The following is a 19157-nucleotide window of genomic DNA, read 5'->3' on the forward strand; positions in this document are numbered from 1 at the left end:
CCTCTCCTGCTGTCAGTTAAAAGGTTGTAAGTCGACGCGCGCCATCATTGCGGCCAACTGCGGACGATCGGTAATACCCACATTGCTTTGACTTACCGCCAGGGCTGCAACAGCTGTCGCCAGACGCAGTGTGTGTTCACTGGATTCACGCATCAGCAAGCCATAAATCAGGCCACCAACCATAGAATCCCCTGCGCCAACGGTGCTTACGACATCGACTGACGGTGGTTTGGCGATCCATTCGCCGGAGGCATTAACCCAAAGCGCGCCTTCGGCACCCAGTGAAATAACGACATGCGCGATACCCTGTTCACGCAGCGCATGCGCAGCTTCAATCACATCTTTCATTTCAGGCAGTTTACGGCCCGCCCAGATTTCCAGCTCGCGGCGGTTAGGTTTCACCAGCCACGGTGCCGCTTTCAAACCTGCTACTAACGCTTCACGGCTACTATCAAAGATAATGCAAGGACACTGACTACGCAGGCGAGTCATCCAGTCGGTGAACGCTTCCGGGCTGACGCCTGACGGTAAGCTTCCGCTGACACAGACCATATCGAACTGACCGAGCCAGCTCAGAGAATCAGTCACAAAGCGTTCCCAGTCGGCGGGGGTGACTTCAAAACCCGAGAAGTTGAAGTCGGTCACTTCGCCGTCTTTTTCCGTCAGCTTAACGTTAATTCGGGTGCGCCCCTGTACAACCTGGAAACGGTTGGCAATGCCCAGCTCGCTGAACAGTTGCTGAAAACCATCCTGATTGTCTTTACCCAGGAAGCCGCCAACGGTGACATCAATTCCCAGGTCTTTTAATACTTTGGCCACGTTGATGCCTTTACCCGCCGCATGCAGACCGGTGGTTTTCACCAGGTTCACTTCGCCGCGTTCAATTTCCGGGCAGAAACCAACAAGGTCATAAGCCGGATTAAGGGTGATCGTAGCAACACGTCTGCTCATTATGCGCCCTCCCCAAGACCAGCAGCGATAGCGTCGCCAATGGCTTTCAGCGCCTGTTCAGCATCTGCACCCTGGGCGGTAAAGCGTAGGCGATGACCTTTCTTAACGCCAAGTGCCACAACTTTCATCAGACTACGTCCGTTTGCCGGTTTGCCGGTGCCATCAAGGTTTGTCACGGTAATATCACTGTTAAATTGTTTAATGGTATTGACCAGCATGGTACCTGGACGAGCATGCAGGCCGTGTTCATTGCGCACCACAAACTCCGCGCTTAACACGTCGTCGGTCGGCGCATCATCGCTGGTCAGCAGCGCCAGCAACGTTGCAGCATCCGCTTTCAGCAAGCGGTCAGCTTTATTATCGAGCAACAAATCAGCGAGACGCTTAAGAACCGCGATGGGCTGATCGTCATTCATCGCCACACTCACCAGCATGGCTGCCGTTTCGCCGTCCACATCAAAAGCATTTGCCGCACGGCTTACCGCAATCGCGCTACGCAAATTGCCTTCAGCGCTATCGCTCAGCCAGATGCCCTGTCCGAGGTTCAGCGGTTGTTCATTGATGGCTTTAGTGACGAAGGTGGCGTCAACTGCCCCTGCTTCTTTCAGACGCGCAGCGTTAATCGCCTGAAGCGTCAGCAGATCGCTGGCGACAATATCCAGCGTCAGCATTTCGTTATCGAGCTTCAGCTGCTCACTCTGCTTTTCGCCCATCAGCAATGCGCGAAGTTCTTCTGCTGTCGTTGCTGACTTCAGCTGTTCAGCAACGGAATCATCGCTTAGTACGTGGGTCAGCTGGCGTAACAGACCCAGATGTTCATCCGAGCTGGCAGCAATACCGATCGCCACGTACGCTACCTGGCCGTCACCCCAGGTGACGCCTTCCGGGAACTGAAATACCTGAACGCCGGTTTTCAGCACCTGATCGCGGGTGTCGGTAGTGCCGTGTGGAATAGCAATACCATTGCCGAGGAACGTAGAGGTTTGCTGTTCGCGCGCCAGCATGCCATTGACGTAGCCTTCAGCTACATTACCGGCCTGCACCAGCGCCGCAGCGACCTGGCGAATCGCCTCTTCTTTGTCTCCGGCCTTTTCGCCCGGATGGATGTCCTGTACGGATAACTGGAACATAGTTCTCCTCTCTTGCTGAATTGAAACGATTCAGCTTCTATGAGAAAAAAAGCGCCAACCTGGCTTAGGGTTAAAGACAAGATCGCGCTGAAACGTTTCAAGAAAGCATAATACTTCTGTTTCAGCACGCAAGGAAAGCCGTAAAGTAATGAGCAAAAGTTTGATGTGCTGCACAATTTTTTGTCATTTTTCCTAATTGCTGATGGGAAAATCCGTTATCAGCAATTTCATTTCAGCAGCGTCAGCAGCCAATCAGCAACAGTGAAATGGCATTTTGATTATTCGTGGCGCTTTTGATTTCGCTGTCTGTTTATTTTCTAACAAGCAGCGTAAACTCCGCGTCTTCCTCTTCCAGTGATCGACCAGCATGCATAACTCCCCCGCAGTCTCCAGCGCGAAATCGTTTGACCTGACCTCGACGGCGTTTTTAATCGTTGCCTTTCTCACCGGTATTGCGGGCGCTCTGCAAACCCCGACACTCAGTATTTTCCTTACCGATGAAGTACATGCCCGTCCGGCGATGGTGGGATTCTTCTTTACCGGCAGCGCTGTCATTGGGATTATGGTCAGTCAGTTTCTCGCCGGGCGCTCTGATAAGCGCGGCGATCGCAAATCGCTGATTGTCTTTTGCTGCCTGTTAGGCGTGCTGGCCTGCACCCTTTTTGCCTGGAATCGCAACTACTTTGTTTTGCTATTCGTTGGCGTCTTTCTTAGCAGCTTTGGCTCGACCGCTAACCCGCAAATGTTTGCCCTTGCCCGTGAACATGCTGACAAAACCGGACGTGAGGCGGTGATGTTCAGCTCTTTTTTACGCGCTCAGGTTTCACTGGCATGGGTCATTGGCCCACCGCTGGCTTATGCCTTAGCGATGGGTTTCAGCTTTACGGTAATGTATCTGAGCGCAGCGGTAGCGTTTATTGTTTGCGGCGTGATGGTGTGGCTGTTTTTGCCGTCGATGCAAAAAGAGCTTCCGCTGGCGACCGGCACGGTTGAAGCGCCGCGCCGTAACCGTCGCGATACGCTGCTGCTGTTTGTCATTTGTACATTGATGTGGGGCTCGAACAGCCTGTACATCATCAACATGCCGCTATTTATTATCAACGAACTGCATCTTCCCGAGAAACTGGCAGGCGTGATGATGGGGACCGCCGCCGGGCTGGAAATCCCGACCATGTTGATTGCCGGATATTTTGCCAAACGTCTGGGTAAGCGTTTCTTAATGCGCGTTGCTGCCGTGGGTGGCGTCTGTTTTTACGCAGGAATGCTGATGGCGCATTCACCTGCCATTCTGTTGGGCTTGCAGCTGCTAAATGCTATTTTTATTGGCATTCTGGGCGGCATCGGGATGCTTTATTTTCAGGATTTGATGCCCGGTCAGGCAGGTTCAGCCACCACGCTCTATACCAACACGTCGCGCGTGGGCTGGATCATCGCAGGATCTGTGGCGGGCATCGTCGCCGAGATCTGGAATTATCACGCTGTGTTCTGGTTTGCGATGGTGATGATTATCGCCACTCTGTTTTGCTTACTGCGGATTAAAGATGTTTAAGGCGCGGTCAGCATTTCCAGATCGATAAGCCAGGTCATTGCCTGCTGACGCGAGTTACCGCACATTTCAGCGCTGGCTTGTAAGCCTGCACAGACTTTCGGCCGCAGTGGCGAGGTGAAAATTTTACAGCGTTGCTGTTCATCAAGCTGAATGCAGGGCGTATTGGCGGGCTTGCCATCTGGCATACCGGGAATAGGGCTGGAAATTGAAGGGGCAGTGCAACACGCCCCGCAACCCGGACGGCATTCCATACGTTGTTCTCTTAAGGTTAACCACCGGATTGATGAGCGCGCACAGTACCACCTTTTTTGCACCAGCAAAAGTGCGAATACCACTTGCCCGAAAGGCCCGTCGCGAGTACTTTGTCGCGATATTTTTGACATTTTCGACTACAGGAATTTTTCGATGCCAAGAGCGAACGAAATTAAAAAAGGTATGGTACTGAATTACAACGGCAAACTGCTGCTGGTTAAGGATATTGATATTCAGTCGCCCACTGCCCGCGGTGCCGCTACGCTGTACAAAATGCGTTTTTCTGATGTCCGTACCGGGCTGAAAGTAGAAGAGCGTTTCAAAGGTGATGATATCGTTGACACCGTGACGCTGACCCGCCGTTACGTTGACTTCTCCTATGTCGATGGCAACGAATATGTCTTTATGGATAAAGAAGACTATACCCCGTATACCTTCACCAAAGATCAGATTGAAGAAGAGTTGCTGTTTATGCCTGAGGGCGGCATGCCGGACATGCAGGTGCTGACCTGGGACGGTCAACTGCTGGCGCTTGAGCTGCCGCAGACCGTTGATCTGGAAATCGTTGAAACCGCACCTGGCATCAAAGGGGCATCTGCCAGCGCCCGTAACAAACCGGCGACATTGAGCACTGGTCTGGTGATTCAGGTACCAGAATACTTAAGCCCGGGCGAAAAAATTCGTATCCATATCGAAGAACGCCGTTATATGGGTCGAGCTGACTAACTTCAGCCGCATGCAGAAAAGGGATAGCTCGGGCTGTCCCTTTTTTAATTTATTATACCAATCTTCTATTTTGCGCTTCCTGAACACCTTACGCCCTCAATTTTCACTCGTTGATTGATCGCCCTCACACTTCATCGCATTAACAATCCAGACCAATTTCAATTGCTGTCATATAACTTTACACTGTCATTGTTAATTAATCGTTACTAAGACGTGACTCCTATGAATACAATCGCCTCCGTTACGCTCCCGCATCATGTACACGCTCCACGCTACGATCGCCAGCAGTTGCAATCACGTATCGTTCATTTTGGCTTTGGAGCCTTTCACCGCGCTCATCAGGCGTTACTGACCGATCGTGTGCTGAATGCCCAGGGCGGCGACTGGGGGATCTGTGAGATCAGCTTGTTCAGCGGCGATCAACTGATGAGCCAGCTCCGCGCACAGAACCATTTATATACCGTGCTGGAGAAAGGTGCGGACGGCAATCAGGCGATAATTGTCGGTGCCGTTCACGACTGCCTGAATGCAAAACTGGATTCCTTAGCGGCAATTATTGAGAAATTTTGCGAGCCACAGGTGGCAATTGTTTCCCTGACGATTACCGAAAAAGGCTATTGTATTGACCCGGCCACCGGTGCACTCGACACCAGCAATCCGCGGATTATTCACGATCTTCAAAATCCTGAAGAACCTCACTCCGCGCCGGGTATTCTCGTCGAAGCACTGAAACGACGCCGTGAACGCGGCCTTGCACCGTTTACCGTACTCTCCTGCGACAATATTCCCGACAATGGCCATGTGGTGAAAAACGCGGTGCTGGGGATGGCGGAAAAACGTTCACCAGAACTCGCCGGGTGGATAAAAGAACACGTCAGTTTTCCGGGAACCATGGTCGACCGTATTGTTCCGGCAGCAACCGACGAATCACTGGCGGAAATCAGCCAGCATCTGGGGGTGAATGATCCCTGTGCGATTAGCTGCGAACCGTTTATCCAGTGGGTGGTGGAAGATAACTTCGTCGCTGGGCGTCCTGCCTGGGAAGTCGCAGGTGTACAAATGGTGAATGATGTCCTGCCATGGGAAGAGATGAAACTGCGTATGCTTAATGGCAGCCACTCTTTTCTCGCTTATCTGGGTTACCTCTCAGGATTCGCCCATATCAGTGATTGCATGCAGGATCGCGCATTTCGCCATGCCGCCAGAACATTAATGCTGGATGAGCAAGCGCCGACACTGCGGATTAAAGATGTCGATTTAACACAATATGCGGATAAGTTAATTGCACGTTTTGCTAACCCGGCGCTGAAACATAAGACCTGGCAAATCGCGATGGATGGCAGCCAGAAATTACCGCAACGTATGCTGGCAGGTATTCGCATACATCTGGCGCGCGAAACGGACTGGTCGTTGCTGGCATTAGGCGTTGCAGGCTGGATGCGTTACGTCAGCGGCGTTGATGATGCCGGAAATGCCATTGATGTTCGCGATCCGCTTAGCGATAAAATTTGCGAACTTGTTGCGGGCAGTAGCAGTGAACAACGCGTAACCGCCCTGCTTTCTCTGCGTGAAGTTTTCGGTGATGATCTGCCAGATAACCCGCATTTTGTGCAGGCAATCGAACAAGCCTGGCAACAAATCGCACAATTCGGCGCGCATCAGGCGCTATTAAACACCCTCAAAATTTAACGATTTCTGCGGTTAAAGCGGATGAAGCTCGCCTTCGTCCGCTCTCCCCTTCTCTTTTCTGCCTTTTTTAGCCAGGATTAACGCTCAGTTAACTTTTAAGAGTATTGCGGAGCCGTTGTGACCAGAACCAACCTCATCACCGGTTTTCTCGGCAGCGGGAAAACTACGTCGATTCTTCATCTGTTAGCCCATAAAGATCCCAACGAAAAATGGGCGGTACTGGTTAATGAATTTGGGGAAGTCGGAATTGATGGTGCTTTGCTCGCCGATAGCGGCGCATTGTTGAAAGAGATCCCCGGCGGCTGTATGTGCTGCGTTAATGGTTTACCCATGCAGGTAGGGTTGAATACCTTACTGCGTCAGGGAAAACCAGACCGCTTGTTGATAGAGCCGACCGGGCTGGGCCATCCGAAACAGATCCTCGATCTCTTAACCGCGCCCGTGTATGAACCGTGGATAGATCTGCGCGCCACGTTGTGCATTCTCGATCCACGCCTGCTGCTGGACGAAAAAAGCGCCAGCAATGAAAACTTCCGTGACCAGCTGGCTGCCGCAGACATTATTGTCGCCAATAAATCCGACCGTGCGACGCCCGAAAGTGAGCAAGCGCTACAGCGCTGGTGGCAGCAAAATGGTGGCGATCGGCAATTAATTCACAGCGCGCATGGGAAAGTTGACGGTCATCTTCTGGATTTGCCGCGTAGCAATTTAGCCGAGTTGCCCGCCAGCGCCGCGCATTCTCATCAGCATGTCGTGAAAAAAGGGTTAGCAGCGTTAAGCCTGCCAGAGCATCAACGCTGGCGTCGCAGTCTGAACAGCGGGCAAGGATATCAGGCCTGCGGCTGGATATTCGACGCTGATACGGTATTCGACACCATTGGCATTCTGGAATGGGCGCGACTTGCACCGGTAGAACGCGTCAAAGGCGTGATGCGTATTCCCGAAGGGCTGGTGCGAATCAACCGTCAGGGCGATGACCTGCACATTGAAACGCAAAACGTTGCGCCACCGGACAGTCGTATTGAGCTGATTTCCAGCAGCGAAGCTGACTGGAATGCTTTGCAGAGCGCGCTGTTGAAGCTTCGTTTAGCGACTACCGCGTAAGGTTGCCTGCGTTTTTCAGTAAGATAATTAGAGAAAATATGATTAAAAATTTGCCGCAAATAGTGTTGTTGAATATTGTCGGCCTCGCGCTGTTTCTTTCCTGGTATATTCCCGTTAATCATGGATTCTGGTTGCCGATTGATGCGGATATTTTTTATTTCTTTAATCAGAAACTGGTCGAAAGTAAGGCCTTTTTGTGGCTGGTTGCATTGACCAACAATCGCGCCTTCGACGGTTGTTCACTGCTGGCGATGGGTATGTTGATGCTGAGTTTCTGGCTGAAAGAAAACGCCCCTGGCAGACGACGTATCGTGATTATTGGTCTGGTCATGCTATTAACTGCAGTGGTATTAAACCAGCTGGGTCAGGCATTAATTCCTGTAAAACGGGCCAGCCCAACATTGACTTTTACCGATATTAACCGCGTCAGCGAACTGCTCTCTGTTCCCACGAAAGATGCCTCACGAGATAGCTTTCCCGGCGATCACGGTATGATGCTGCTTATTTTTTCGGCATTCATGTGGCGTTATTTCGGCAAAGTTGCAGGCCTTATCGCCCTTATTATTTTTGTGGTTTTTGCATTTCCCAGAGTAATGATTGGCGCACACTGGTTTACTGACATCATTGTTGGTTCGATGACCGTGATATTGATCGGTTTGCCCTGGGTGTTGCTGACGCCATTAAGTGATCGATTAATCACCTTTTTTGACAAATCACTACCGGGAAAAAACAAACATTTCCAAAACAAATAACTCACAGCAATTAACATCATCAGGGTTATTTTTATAGTGAGGATAATCCTGATGATGCGCACCGTGCTTTCATCTATCGAACGCAAAAATCATTCTCTAAGTAAATGAATGTATTGCATGCGTTTCACTCAATCGTACTTTAATTGACCAATCCCGCTTATTAACTTTCTGTATCACTTTTTCTTATAAAAAATCATGTAAAACCGCTCGCCAAGACCGCACCAATCGGGTAATCTCGAACTCGTTTTGCCTCGGCGGTAGATTATCCTCACAGCATATAATTTTGTGCGTTAGTCCACAGATTTGGCCTTAAGGAATTGTTTCAACATGCCCAGGTAATTAGTCTCGTGTCGCTTGGCATTTTTTTATAACGATATTTGTCGTTAAGGACTTCAAGGGAAAACAAACAACATGGTCAAATCTCAACCGATTTTGAGATATATCTTGCGCGGGATCCCCGCGATTGCAGTAGCGGTTCTGCTTTCTGCATGTAGTGCAAATAACACCGCAAAGAATATGCATCCTGAGACACGTGCAGTGGGTAGTGAAACATCATCACTGCAAGCTTCTCAGGATGAATTTGAAAACCTGGTTCGTAATGTCGACGTAAAATCGCGAATTATGGATCAGTATGCTGACTGGAAAGGCGTACGCTATCGTCTGGGCGGCAGCACTAAAAAAGGCATCGATTGTTCTGGTTTCGTACAGCGTACATTCCGTGAGCAATTTGGCTTAGAACTTCCGCGTTCGACTTATGAACAGCAGGAAATGGGTAAATCTGTTTCCCGCAGTAATTTGCGTACGGGTGATTTAGTTCTGTTCCGTGCCGGTTCAACGGGACGCCATGTCGGTATTTATATCGGCAACAACCAGTTTGTCCATGCTTCCACCAGCAGTGGCGTTATTATTTCCAGCATGAATGAACCATACTGGAAGAAGCGTTACAACGAAGCACGCCGGGTTCTCAGCCGCAGCTAATAAACCGTTTGGATGCAATCCCTTGGCTATCCTGACGAGTTAACTGAAAGCACTGCTTAGGCAGTGCTTTTTTGTTTTCATTCATCAGAGAAAATGATGTTTCCGCGTCTTGATCCAGGCTATAGTCCGGTCATTGTTATCTTTTAAATGTTGTCGTAATTTCAGGAAATTAACGGAATCATGTTCATACGCGCTCCCAATTCTGGACGTAAGCTCCTGCTTACCTGCATTGTTGCAGGCGTGATGATTGCGATACTGGTGAGCTGCCTTCAGTTTTTAGTGGCCTGGCATAAGCACGAAGTCAAATACGACACACTGATTACCGACGTACAAAAGTATCTCGATACCTATTTTGCCGACCTGAAATCCACTACTGACCGGCTTCAGCCGCTGACCTTAGATACCTGCCAGCAGGCTAACCCCGAACTGACCGCTCGCGCGGCGTTTAGCATGAATGTCCGTACGTTTGTGCTGGTGAAAGATAAAAAAACATTCTGTTCATCTGCGACTGGTGAGATGGACATTCCACTAAAAGAATTGATTCCGGCGCTCGACATTAATAAAAATGTCGATATGGCGATCTTACCCGGCACGCCGATGGTGCCGAACAAACCCGCAATCGTCATCTGGTATCGCAACCCTTTGCTGAAAAATAGCGGCGTCTTTGCCGCTCTGAATCTCAATCTGACGCCTTCACTCTTCTATAGCTCACGGCAGGAAGATTACGATGGTGTCGCCCTCATTATTGGTAATACTGCTCTATCTACCTTTTCGTCACGTTTGATGAATGTTAATGAATTAACCGACATGCCGGTCCGTGAAACTAAAATTGCGGGCATTCCTCTGACCGTTCGGCTTTATGCGGATGACTGGACATGGAACGATGTGTGGTACGCATTTTTACTGGGTGGCATGAGTGGAACTTTCGTTGGACTTCTCTGCTATTACCTGATGAGTGTGCGTATGCGCCCAGGCAGAGAAATCATGACCGCCATCAAGCGCGAACAATTTTACGTGGTATATCAACCGGTGGTTGATACACAAGCTTTGCGGGTAACGGGCCTGGAAGTACTGCTACGCTGGCGGCATCCAGTAGCAGGAGAAATCCCCCCGGATGCCTTCATTAACTTTGCCGAAGCGCAAAAGATGATTGTGCCACTGACTCAGCACCTGTTTGAGTTGATTGCCCGCGATGCCGCAGAATTAGAAAAAGTACTGCCGGTAGGCGTCAAATTTGGCATTAACATTGCGCCGGCCCACTTGCACAGCGAAAGCTTTAAAGCGGATATCCAGAAACTGCTCACTTCCCTGCCCGCACACCATTTCCAGATTGTGCTGGAAATTACCGAGCGCGATATGCTGAAAGAGCGAGAAGCCACACAACTCTTCGCCTGGCTGCATTCGGTCGGCGTAGAAATTGCTATTGATGACTTCGGCACCGGGCACAGCGCGCTTATCTATCTTGAGCGTTTTACGCTCGATTATCTGAAAATTGATCGTGGATTTATCAACGCCATCGGTACGGAAACGATCACTTCCCCCGTACTTGACGCGGTGCTGACGCTGGCGAAACGTCTCAATATGCTGACAGTTGCTGAAGGGGTCGAAACGCCAGAACAGGCACGATGGCTAAGCGAACGCGGCGTTAATTTCATGCAAGGCTACTGGATTAGTCGCCCGTTACCGCTGGACGATTTTGTTCGCTGGCTGAAGAAACCGTATACGCCGCAGTGGTAAGGTGTGCTTACGTCCCTTATTATTCATAGTGAAAGCATGCCGGATTGCGGCTAATGATGAGTAAAAGGAAATCCGTTGCAGATGATTGTGCGCATACTGCTGCTGTTTATCGCTCTGTTCACCTTTGGTGCGCAGGCGCAGACTATCAAGGAAAGCTATGCCTTTGCCGTACTGGGCGAACCCCGGTACGCATTTAATTTCAACCATTTTGATTATGTGAACCCCGCCGCGCCAAAAGGTGGGCAAATAACGTTGTCTGCCCTCGGCACCTTCGATAATTTCAACCGCTATGCACTGCGCGGCAATCCGGGCGCACGCACCGAGCAGCTGTACGACACGCTATTTACGACTTCCGATGACGAACCAGGCAGTTATTACCCGCTGATTGCTGAAAGCGCACGCTATGCTGACGATTATTCCTGGGTGGAGGTCGCTATTAATCCACGCGCCCGTTTTCATGATGGTTCGCCCATTACTGCCCGCGATGTAGAGTTTACTTTTCAAAAATTTATGACCGAAGGCGTGCCGCAATTTCGTCTGGTCTACAAAGGCACCACCGTCAAAGCCATTGCGCCGTTAACCGTGCGCATTGAGTTAGCTAAACCCGGCAAAGAAGATATGCTGAGTCTGTTTTCGCTGCCGGTATTTCCAGAAAAGTACTGGAAAGATCACAAACTTAGCGACCCGCTCGCCACGCCTCCGCTTGCCAGTGGTCCGTACCGCATTACGTCCTGGAAAATGGGGCAAAATATTGTCTATTCCCGCGTGAAAGATTACTGGGCAGCAAACTTACCGGTAAACCGTGGACGCTGGAATTTCGACACCATTCGCTACGATTATTACCTCGATGATAATGTCGCCTTTGAAGCGTTTAAAGCAGGTGCCTTTGATTTGCGTATGGAAAACGACGCCAAAAACTGGGCCACGCGCTATACCGGTAAAAATTTCGATAAAAAATACATCATCAAAGATGAGCAAAAGAACGAATCAGCCCAGGATACGCGCTGGCTGGCGTTTAATATCCAACGTCCGGTATTCAGCGATCGCCGGGTGCGGGAAGCGATCACTCTCGCCTTTGACTTTGAATGGATGAACAAAGCGTTGTTTTACAATGCCTGGAGTCGCACGAACAGTTATTTTCAGAATACCGAATACGCGGCCAGAAATTACCCCGACGCCGCGGAGCTGGTGCTTCTGGCACCAATGAAAAAAGATCTACCGCCAGAAGTCTTCACGCAAATCTACCAGCCGCCGGTATCCAAAGGCGATGGCTACGATCGTGACAACCTGTTAAAAGCCGACAAACTTCTCAACGAAGCAGGCTGGGTGCTTAAGGGTCAGCAACGCGTTAATGCCACAACGGGTCAGCCACTCAGCTTTGAATTATTGCTTCCCGCAAGCAGCAATAGTCAGTGGGTATTGCCGTTCCAGCACAGCCTGCAACGGCTGGGTATCAACATGGACATTCGCAAGGTGGATAACTCGCAAATCACCAACCGCATGCGCAGTCGCGACTATGACATGATGCCTCGCGTATGGCGGGCGATGCCATGGCCCAGTTCCGATTTACAGATTTCCTGGTCATCGGAATATATCAATTCCACTTATAATGCCCCTGGCGTGCAAAGTCCGGTTATCGACTCGCTGATCAACCAAATTATTGCCGCGCAGGGAAATAAAGAAAAATTACTGCCGTTGGGGCGAGCACTGGATCGCGTATTAACATGGAATTATTACATGCTGCCAATGTGGTACATGGCGGAAGACCGTCTCGCCTGGTGGGATAAATTCTCCCAACCCGCTGTACGCCCTGTTTACAGTTTGGGTATCGATACCTGGTGGTATGACGTTAATAAAGCGGCCAAACTGCCGTCAGCCAGACAACAGGGAGAGTAGATGGGCGCTTATCTGATTCGCCGTCTGTTGCTGGTGATCCCAACGTTATGGGCGATTATCACTATCAACTTTTTCATCGTGCAAATTGCGCCTGGCGGTCCGGTCGACCAGGCCATCGCCGCCATTGAGTTTGGTAATACTGGTGTATTACCCGGTGCAGGCGGTGAAGGTGTTCGCGCTAGCCATGCACAAACGGGCGTCGGTAATATCAGCGACAGTAATTACCGTGGCGGACGCGGATTAGATCCAGAAGTGATCGCCGAGATCACTCATCGCTACGGTTTCGATAAGCCGATCCACGAACGTTACTTCAAAATGCTCTGGGACTACATCCGTTTTGATTTTGGCGACAGCCTTTTTCGCAGCGCCTCGGTGCTGACGCTGATTAAAGACAGTCTGCCGGTCTCCATCACCCTCGGATTGTGGAGCACGCTGATTATCTATCTGGTGTCGATTCCGTTAGGCATTCGCAAAGCTGTTTATAATGGGAGCCGTTTTGACGTCTGGAGTAGTGCATTTATCATCATCGGCTACGCCATTCCGGCCTTTTTGTTTGCCATCCTGCTGATTGTCTTCTTCGCGGGCGGCAGCTATTTCGACCTGTTCCCTCTGCGCGGCCTGGTTTCCGCTAACTTTGATTCGCTGCCGTGGTATCAGAAAATCACCGATTATCTGTGGCATATCACGCTGCCGGTGCTGGCGACAGTGATTGGCGGCTTTGCGGCTCTGACCATGCTGACAAAAAACTCATTCCTTGATGAAGTGCGTAAGCAATACGTGGTGACGGCACGTGCGAAAGGGGTAAGTGAAAAAAATATTCTCTGGAAACATGTGTTCCGCAACGCCATGCTACTGGTGATTGCCGGTTTTCCGGCGACGTTTATCAGCATGTTTTTTACCGGCTCGCTGCTGATTGAGGTGATGTTTTCACTTAATGGTCTTGGTTTACTGGGCTACGAAGCGACCGTCTCGCGCGATTATCCTGTAATGTTTGGTACCTTGTATATTTTCACCCTGATTGGCCTGCTGCTGAATATTGTCAGTGATATCAGCTATACGCTGGTCGATCCGCGTATAGATTTTGAGGGACGTTAATGTCGCGACTCAGCCCCGTCAATCAGGCCCGTTGGGCGCGTTTTCGTCATAACCGTCGCGGCTACTGGTCGTTATGGATTTTCCTCGTCTTATTTGGTTTGAGTTTGTGTTCTGAACTTATCGCCAACGATAAACCGTTGCTGGTACGTTATGACGGCAGTTGGTATTTCCCGTTGTTGAAAAACTACAGCGAAAGCGATTTTGGCGGCCCGCTGGCAAGCCAGGCTGATTATCAGGACCCGTGGCTGAAACAGCGGTTGGAAGATAAAGGCTGGGTACTGTGGGCACCGATTCGCTTTGGTGCTACCAGTATCAACTTTGCTACCGATAAGCCCTTCCCTTCTCCACCCTCCCGGCAAAACTGGCTGGGAACGGATGCCAATGGCGGCGATGTACTGGCACGCATTCTCTATGGCACGCGGATCTCAGTTCTGTTTGGCCTGATGCTGACCCTCTGCTCCAGCGTGATGGGCGTGCTGGCGGGGGCGCTACAAGGCTATTACGGTGGTAAAGTCGATCTCTGGGGGCAACGTTTTATTGAAGTATGGTCGGGGATGCCGACGCTGTTTTTGATTATTTTACTTTCCAGCGTCGTACAGCCTAACTTCTGGTGGCTGCTGGCAATTACTGTCTTGTTTGGCTGGATGAGTCTGGTCGGCGTGGTGCGGGCGGAGTTTTTACGTACCCGTAATTTCGACTACATCCGCGCGGCGCAGGCGCTTGGCGTCAGCGATCGCAGTATCATCCTGCGTCATATGTTGCCAAATGCCATGGTCGCTACCCTCACTTTTTTACCGTTTATTTTATGTAGTTCGATAACCACCCTGACCTCACTCGATTTCCTCGGCTTCGGTCTGCCGCTCGGTTCACCATCACTCGGCGAACTCCTGTTACAAGGGAAAAATAACCTTCAGGCCCCGTGGCTTGGGATCACCGCCTTCTTATCGGTGGCGATATTGTTGTCTTTGCTGATCTTTATTGGTGAAGCCGTCCGCGACGCATTTGATCCTAATAAGGCGGTGTAGCATGACGCAAACTTTGTTAGCGATTGAAAATTTGTCGGTGGGTTTTCGCCATCAACAAACCGTACGTACAGTAGTCAATGATGTTTCACTACAGATTGAGGCTGGCGAAACGCTGGCGCTGGTGGGTGAGTCTGGTTCAGGCAAAAGCGTTACCGCGCTGTCAATTTTACGCCTGCTCCCTTCCCCGCCGGTTGAATATCTCTCCGGCGATATTCGTTTTCATGGCGAATCGCTGCTTCATGCCAGCAATCAAACGTTGCGCGGTGTACGCGGTAATAAGATCGCCATGATTTTTCAGGAGCCGATGGTGTCATTAAATCCATTGCATACCCTGGAAAAACAGCTTTATGAAGTGCTTTCACTCCACCGCGGGATGCGTCGGGAAGCGGCTCGTGGCGAAATTCTTAACTGCCTTGATCGCGTCGGTATCCGCCAGGCGGCAAAACGGCTGACAGATTATCCGCATCAGCTCTCCGGCGGCGAACGCCAGCGGGTGATGATTGCGATGGCGCTGTTAACGCGACCGGAATTATTAATTGCCGATGAACCGACCACTGCACTGGACGTCTCTGTCCAGGCGCAGATTTTACAGCTGTTGCGCGAACTGCAAGGCGAGCTGAATATGGGCATGCTGTTTATTACTCATAACCTCAGCATTGTCAGAAAACTGGCCCACCGCGTGGCGGTAATGCAAAACGGTCGCTGTGTCGAGCAAAATAACGCTGCTACGCTATTTGCCTCACCCACTCATCCTTACACACAAAAGCTACTCAATAGTGAACCGTCAGGCGATCCAGTGCCGTTGCCAGAACCTGCCTCAACGTTGCTGGATGTTGAACAGCTTCAGGTTGCCTTCCCCATTCGCAAAGGGATTTTGAAGCGCATTGTGGATCATAATGTGGTGGTGAAAAACATCAGTTTTACGCTACGAGCGGGTGAAACACTGGGTTTAGTGGGCGAGTCCGGTTCCGGGAAAAGCACGACGGGACTGGCGCTGCTGCGACTGATTAATTCTCAGGGCAGCATCATCTTTGACGGTCAGCCACTGCAAAATTTAAATCGTCGCCAGCTGTTACCTATTCGTCATCGCATTCAGGTGGTATTTCAGGATCCAAACTCCTCGCTCAACCCACGACTCAACGTTTTGCAGATTATTGAGGAAGGCTTACGGGTTCACCAGCCGACGCTTTCTGCCGCACAACGCGAACAACAAGTGATAGCCGTGATGCATGAAGTGGGATTAGATCCTGAAACACGCCACCGTTATCCGGCGGAGTTCTCTGGTGGTCAGCGGCAACGTATTGCGATTGCCAGGGCGTTAATTCTTAAGCCCTCGCTGATCATTCTTGATGAACCAACATCATCACTCGACAAAACGGTGCAGGCGCAAATATTGACGCTATTGAAATCATTGCAACAAAAGCATCAACTGGCCTATTTGTTTATCAGTCACGATTTGCACGTTGTCCGCGCGTTATGTCATCAGGTTATCGTACTGCGACAAGGGGAAGTAGTGGAACAAGGACCGTGTGCGCGCGTGTTTGCCGCACCGCAGCAGGAGTATACGCGTCAGCTACTGGCGTTGAGCTGACGCTTAAAAAGGATTGTAGTTTGAGAAGGGTTCGGCAATTGCCACACCAAAATTTTTCAATCGGCATGTTGCAGCAAACTCGTCCTGGCGATTTACAAACAGGCACGGCTCACCTTCACACTCCAGTACCGAGCATGGAACTTCGATGTCGCTTAACGCCTGGCTTAGTTTGTACATCACCGACCATGCATTATCACCATCCGGGCTAAGCAATTTAAGCGCCACCAGGCTGTTGTCACCGCACGGTCCATTTTGCGGAATCGGTTCAACCTTCGAACCTGCGAAACCAGCAGACCAGCGATAGTTCTGCGGCAGTCGATGGACGATTGAGAGTTGTAATGAAGTCACTTATTTTCCCCGGAAGCACATTTACTTTACAATTTATTTACATCAATTTTAACACATCATCAACAATCCGTCTTTATACAGATCGTAAAGATTGATGCCTCGCCTGCGTGGCCTCTATGGCTCTGATTTAAATAATATCTGCGGGCGTGGTCACGTTTGCGGGGCTATATGTACCCGTTTCTGCGCTCTAACTCAACCTTTTTAACTACAATGATGTGACTTTTTACATAAATTGATTTTACATAAAATAAACATATATCGGGGGAATGATAGATTTGTGGTTGACATGCATCAACAAAGGAAGCCTTTTAGCTTCCTCGTTGTGCAATAGATCACCGTTTTTTCGGCCGACTGGCGTACAGACAGAAGAGAATGGAGCTGGTTGCGCAGAATGCAATTGACCAAATCATCGGCCATGCAGAGTTAAAGGTCGCAAGAGAAAGCAATGCGCCAACAATTGCCCCTATGCCAAAACGGAAGGTTCCTGCCAGCGAAGATGCCGTTCCCGCCATATGGGGAAACTCATCAAGAATGACCGCCATCGCATTGGATGACACCATCGACACGCAGCCCACAAACGCCGCAACGCCAACCACCAGCGACCAGAATCCCAGCCCCAGCAGCGCACTAATGACCATCCATGCCGCCATAATAAACTGTATCCACAACCCCGAGCGGAACATATTTAACGCGCCAATGCGGCGAACGAAGCGGCTGTTAAAGATAGTCATCACGAACAGAAAAACAATGTTTAGCGCAAAGTAATAACCAAAGTTTTCCGGCGCGACGTGGTTAATTTCAATGTAGACAAACGGTCCGGCGCTTAAGAACGAGAACATCCCGGCAAAGCTGAAACCACTGGCAAGCATATAACTCAGGACACGCTTATGACGGAACAGCGCCGCAAAGTTACCAATAGTAGTACGAATGTGAAAAGGCTGGCGACGCTCCGGTGGTAAGGTTTCTTTGATCAGAAAGAAGATCATTGCCGAAGCCAGAATCGCCGCTACGGCGAGGATCCAGAAGATGTAATGCCAGCTCAGCCACACCAGCACCCAGCCGCCAACTATCGGTGCCATCAGCGGTGCAATGGTCGTCACCAGCATGACAAACGACATCATCCGCGAGAACTCTTCTTTCGGGTAGATATCACGCATCAAAGCGTTGATAACCACGCTGGCCGCAGCCGCAGCCAGCCCGTGGAAGAAACGCATCACAATCAGCTGATCGATGGTTTGTGCCAACGCACACGCCACCGCGGCGGCGGCAAACACCAGCGTACCGCCAAGAACCACCGGCTTACGCCCGAAGCTGTCTGCCATCGGCCCGTAGATTAACTGCCCCAACGCAAAGCCCAGAATATAAGTACTGAGGGTCATCTGCGTACTGCCCGCCGGTACACCAAACTGCGCTGAAATTACCGGTAGCGCAGGCAGATACATATCAATCGACAGCGGCATCAACATGGCCAGCAGGCCAAGGATAAAAACAATAGCAAACGACGAATGCTGTCGGGTGGTCACAACGGGCTCCTGAAAGTCATTGAAAAGTTAGACGACGCTGGCAATTTCTTCTTCAGTTAACGGACGATATTCACCGGGGGCTAAATCAGCATCCAGCGTAATGCCGCCAATACGTTCACGATGCAGCTCAACCACATGGTTACCCACGGCGGCGAACATGCGTTTCACCTGATGATAACGCCCTTCGCTGATGGTCAGACGAACCTGCGTTGGGGTAATCACTTCCAGCACCGCCGGCTTAGTGAGATCTTTTTCGTTATGCAGCTGCACGCCTTTAGCAAATTGCTCTGCCGTATCGTCAGCTACGGGTGATTCCAGCGTCACCAGATAGGTCTTCTCGCAATGATGGCGCGGGGAAGTAATGCGGTGCGACCACTGACCATCATCAGTCATTAGTACCAGACCGGTGGTATCGATATCCAGCCGCCCTGCGGCGTGCAGTTTCCACGCCACTGGTTCATCAAGAAAATAGAGCACCGTTGGGTGATCAGGGTCGTCCGTGGAGCAAACATAGCCCTGAGGCTTATTGAGCATGAAGTAACGTGGACCGTGTTGCTGCGCCAGCGGATTGCCATCGTAAGCGACATCATGTTCAGGGAGCAGTTTGAACGCTGCATTACGGACGATTTCGCCATCGACGGTGACACGATTGCCGCGGATTTCACGCCCGGCAATAGCACGGCTAACGCCGAGTTGCTGTGCGATAAATTTATCAAGTCGCATGTGTGTGATTTTGCCTGTAAAAAACGGAGGTCGGGTAATGACCCGAAAATCTGAACTGTTGTCTGCCCAGTATAGCGGTCTAATAACT

General features: G+C 50.5%; 17 protein-coding genes. 11 read left to right on the forward strand and 6 right to left on the reverse strand.

Going from position 1 to position 19157, the window contains the following annotated elements; genetic code table 11:
- Positions 1–12 precede the first annotated feature (12 nt).
- Positions 13–951, reverse strand: a complete 939-nt coding sequence (fruK, locus tag ACJHYW_RS03630; protein ID WP_000091263.1) for a 1-phosphofructokinase — start codon at positions 949–951, stop codon at positions 13–15.
- On the reverse strand, positions 951–2081 hold the full coding sequence (fruB, locus tag ACJHYW_RS03635; protein ID WP_000487239.1) for a fused PTS fructose transporter subunit IIA/HPr protein: 1131 nt from the start codon (positions 2079–2081) through the stop codon (positions 951–953). The genes fruK and fruB overlap by 1 nt, the downstream gene beginning before the upstream one ends.
- A 367-nt stretch (positions 2082–2448) precedes the next feature.
- Between fruB and setB the strand changes: the two genes are divergently transcribed.
- On the forward strand, positions 2449–3630 hold the full coding sequence (gene setB, locus ACJHYW_RS03640) for a sugar efflux transporter SetB (RefSeq protein ID WP_000551990.1): 1182 nt from the start codon (positions 2449–2451) through the stop codon (positions 3628–3630).
- Here the strand turns inward: setB and ACJHYW_RS03645 are convergent.
- On the reverse strand, positions 3627–3881 hold the full coding sequence (locus ACJHYW_RS03645) for a YkgJ family cysteine cluster protein (protein WP_000389030.1): 255 nt from the start codon (positions 3879–3881) through the stop codon (positions 3627–3629). The two genes, setB and ACJHYW_RS03645, sit on opposite strands and share 4 nt — an antisense overlap.
- 154 nt (positions 3882–4035) lie before the next feature.
- On the opposite strand from ACJHYW_RS03645, the gene yeiP reads away from it, so the two are divergent.
- The 10 genes from yeiP to yejF all read left to right on the forward strand — a co-directional run bounded on the left by yeiP (position 4036) and on the right by yejF (position 16475).
- Positions 4036–4608, forward strand: a complete 573-nt coding sequence (yeiP, locus tag ACJHYW_RS03650) for an elongation factor P-like protein YeiP (protein WP_001136827.1) — start codon at positions 4036–4038, stop codon at positions 4606–4608.
- Positions 4609–4830: 222 nt separating this feature from the next.
- A complete protein-coding gene (locus ACJHYW_RS03655) occupies positions 4831–6297 on the forward strand; it encodes a mannitol dehydrogenase family protein (RefSeq protein WP_001361616.1) in 1467 nt (488 codons plus the stop codon).
- 117 nt (positions 6298–6414) lie between these two features.
- Entirely contained in the window at positions 6415–7401 is a 987-nt protein-coding gene (gene yeiR / locus ACJHYW_RS03660; protein ID WP_000198804.1) for a zinc-binding GTPase YeiR, read from the forward strand.
- Between the two features lie 38 nt (positions 7402–7439).
- Positions 7440–8153: a Kdo(2)-lipid A phosphotransferase gene (lpxT, locus tag ACJHYW_RS03665; RefSeq protein ID WP_000594599.1), complete on the forward strand. Its 714-nt coding sequence runs from the start codon at positions 7440–7442 to the stop codon at positions 8151–8153.
- Between the two features lie 411 nt (positions 8154–8564).
- Complete coding sequence (gene mepS, locus ACJHYW_RS03670) at positions 8565–9131, forward strand: bifunctional murein DD-endopeptidase/murein LD-carboxypeptidase (protein WP_000241011.1); 567 nt, start codon at positions 8565–8567, stop codon at positions 9129–9131.
- Between the two features lie 180 nt (positions 9132–9311).
- Complete coding sequence (locus ACJHYW_RS03675; RefSeq protein WP_000470583.1) at positions 9312–10868, forward strand: cyclic di-GMP phosphodiesterase; 1557 nt, start codon at positions 9312–9314, stop codon at positions 10866–10868.
- Positions 10869–10949: 81 nt separating this feature from the next.
- Positions 10950–12764, forward strand: coding sequence for an extracellular solute-binding protein (locus tag ACJHYW_RS03680; protein WP_001361615.1), 1815 nt, complete (start codon positions 10950–10952; stop codon positions 12762–12764).
- On the forward strand, positions 12765–13859 hold the full coding sequence (locus ACJHYW_RS03685) for a microcin C ABC transporter permease YejB (RefSeq protein WP_000501617.1): 1095 nt from the start codon (positions 12765–12767) through the stop codon (positions 13857–13859).
- Positions 13859–14884 carry an ABC transporter permease gene (locus tag ACJHYW_RS03690; RefSeq protein WP_000088899.1) on the forward strand — a complete coding sequence of 342 codons (1026 nt, stop codon included), beginning with the start codon at positions 13859–13861 and terminating at the stop codon, positions 14882–14884. Before ACJHYW_RS03685 ends, ACJHYW_RS03690 begins: the two co-directional genes overlap by 1 nt.
- Before the next feature lies 1 nt (position 14885).
- Positions 14886–16475 carry a microcin C ABC transporter ATP-binding protein YejF gene (yejF, locus tag ACJHYW_RS03695; RefSeq protein WP_000194936.1) on the forward strand — a complete coding sequence of 530 codons (1590 nt, stop codon included), beginning with the start codon at positions 14886–14888 and terminating at the stop codon, positions 16473–16475.
- Positions 16476–16478: 3 nt separating this feature from the next.
- Here yejF and ACJHYW_RS03700 read toward each other — a convergent pair whose 3' ends face one another.
- The 3 genes from ACJHYW_RS03700 to rsuA form a co-directional block, all read right to left on the reverse strand.
- On the reverse strand, positions 16479–16823 hold the full coding sequence (locus ACJHYW_RS03700) for a YejG family protein (RefSeq protein ID WP_000202798.1): 345 nt from the start codon (positions 16821–16823) through the stop codon (positions 16479–16481).
- Positions 16824–17155: 332 nt separating this feature from the next.
- Positions 17156–18346, reverse strand: coding sequence for a multidrug efflux MFS transporter Bcr (gene bcr / locus ACJHYW_RS03705; RefSeq protein ID WP_000213385.1), 1191 nt, complete (start codon positions 18344–18346; stop codon positions 17156–17158).
- 27 nt (positions 18347–18373) lie between these two features.
- Entirely contained in the window at positions 18374–19069 is a 696-nt protein-coding gene (gene rsuA, locus ACJHYW_RS03710) for a 16S rRNA pseudouridine(516) synthase RsuA (RefSeq protein ID WP_001234850.1), read from the reverse strand.
- Positions 19070–19157 lie beyond the last annotated feature (88 nt).

The sequence above is a fragment of the Escherichia sp. WS3063 genome, assembly GCF_046486595.1.
GTDB lineage: Bacteria > Pseudomonadota > Gammaproteobacteria > Enterobacterales > Enterobacteriaceae > Escherichia > Escherichia coli.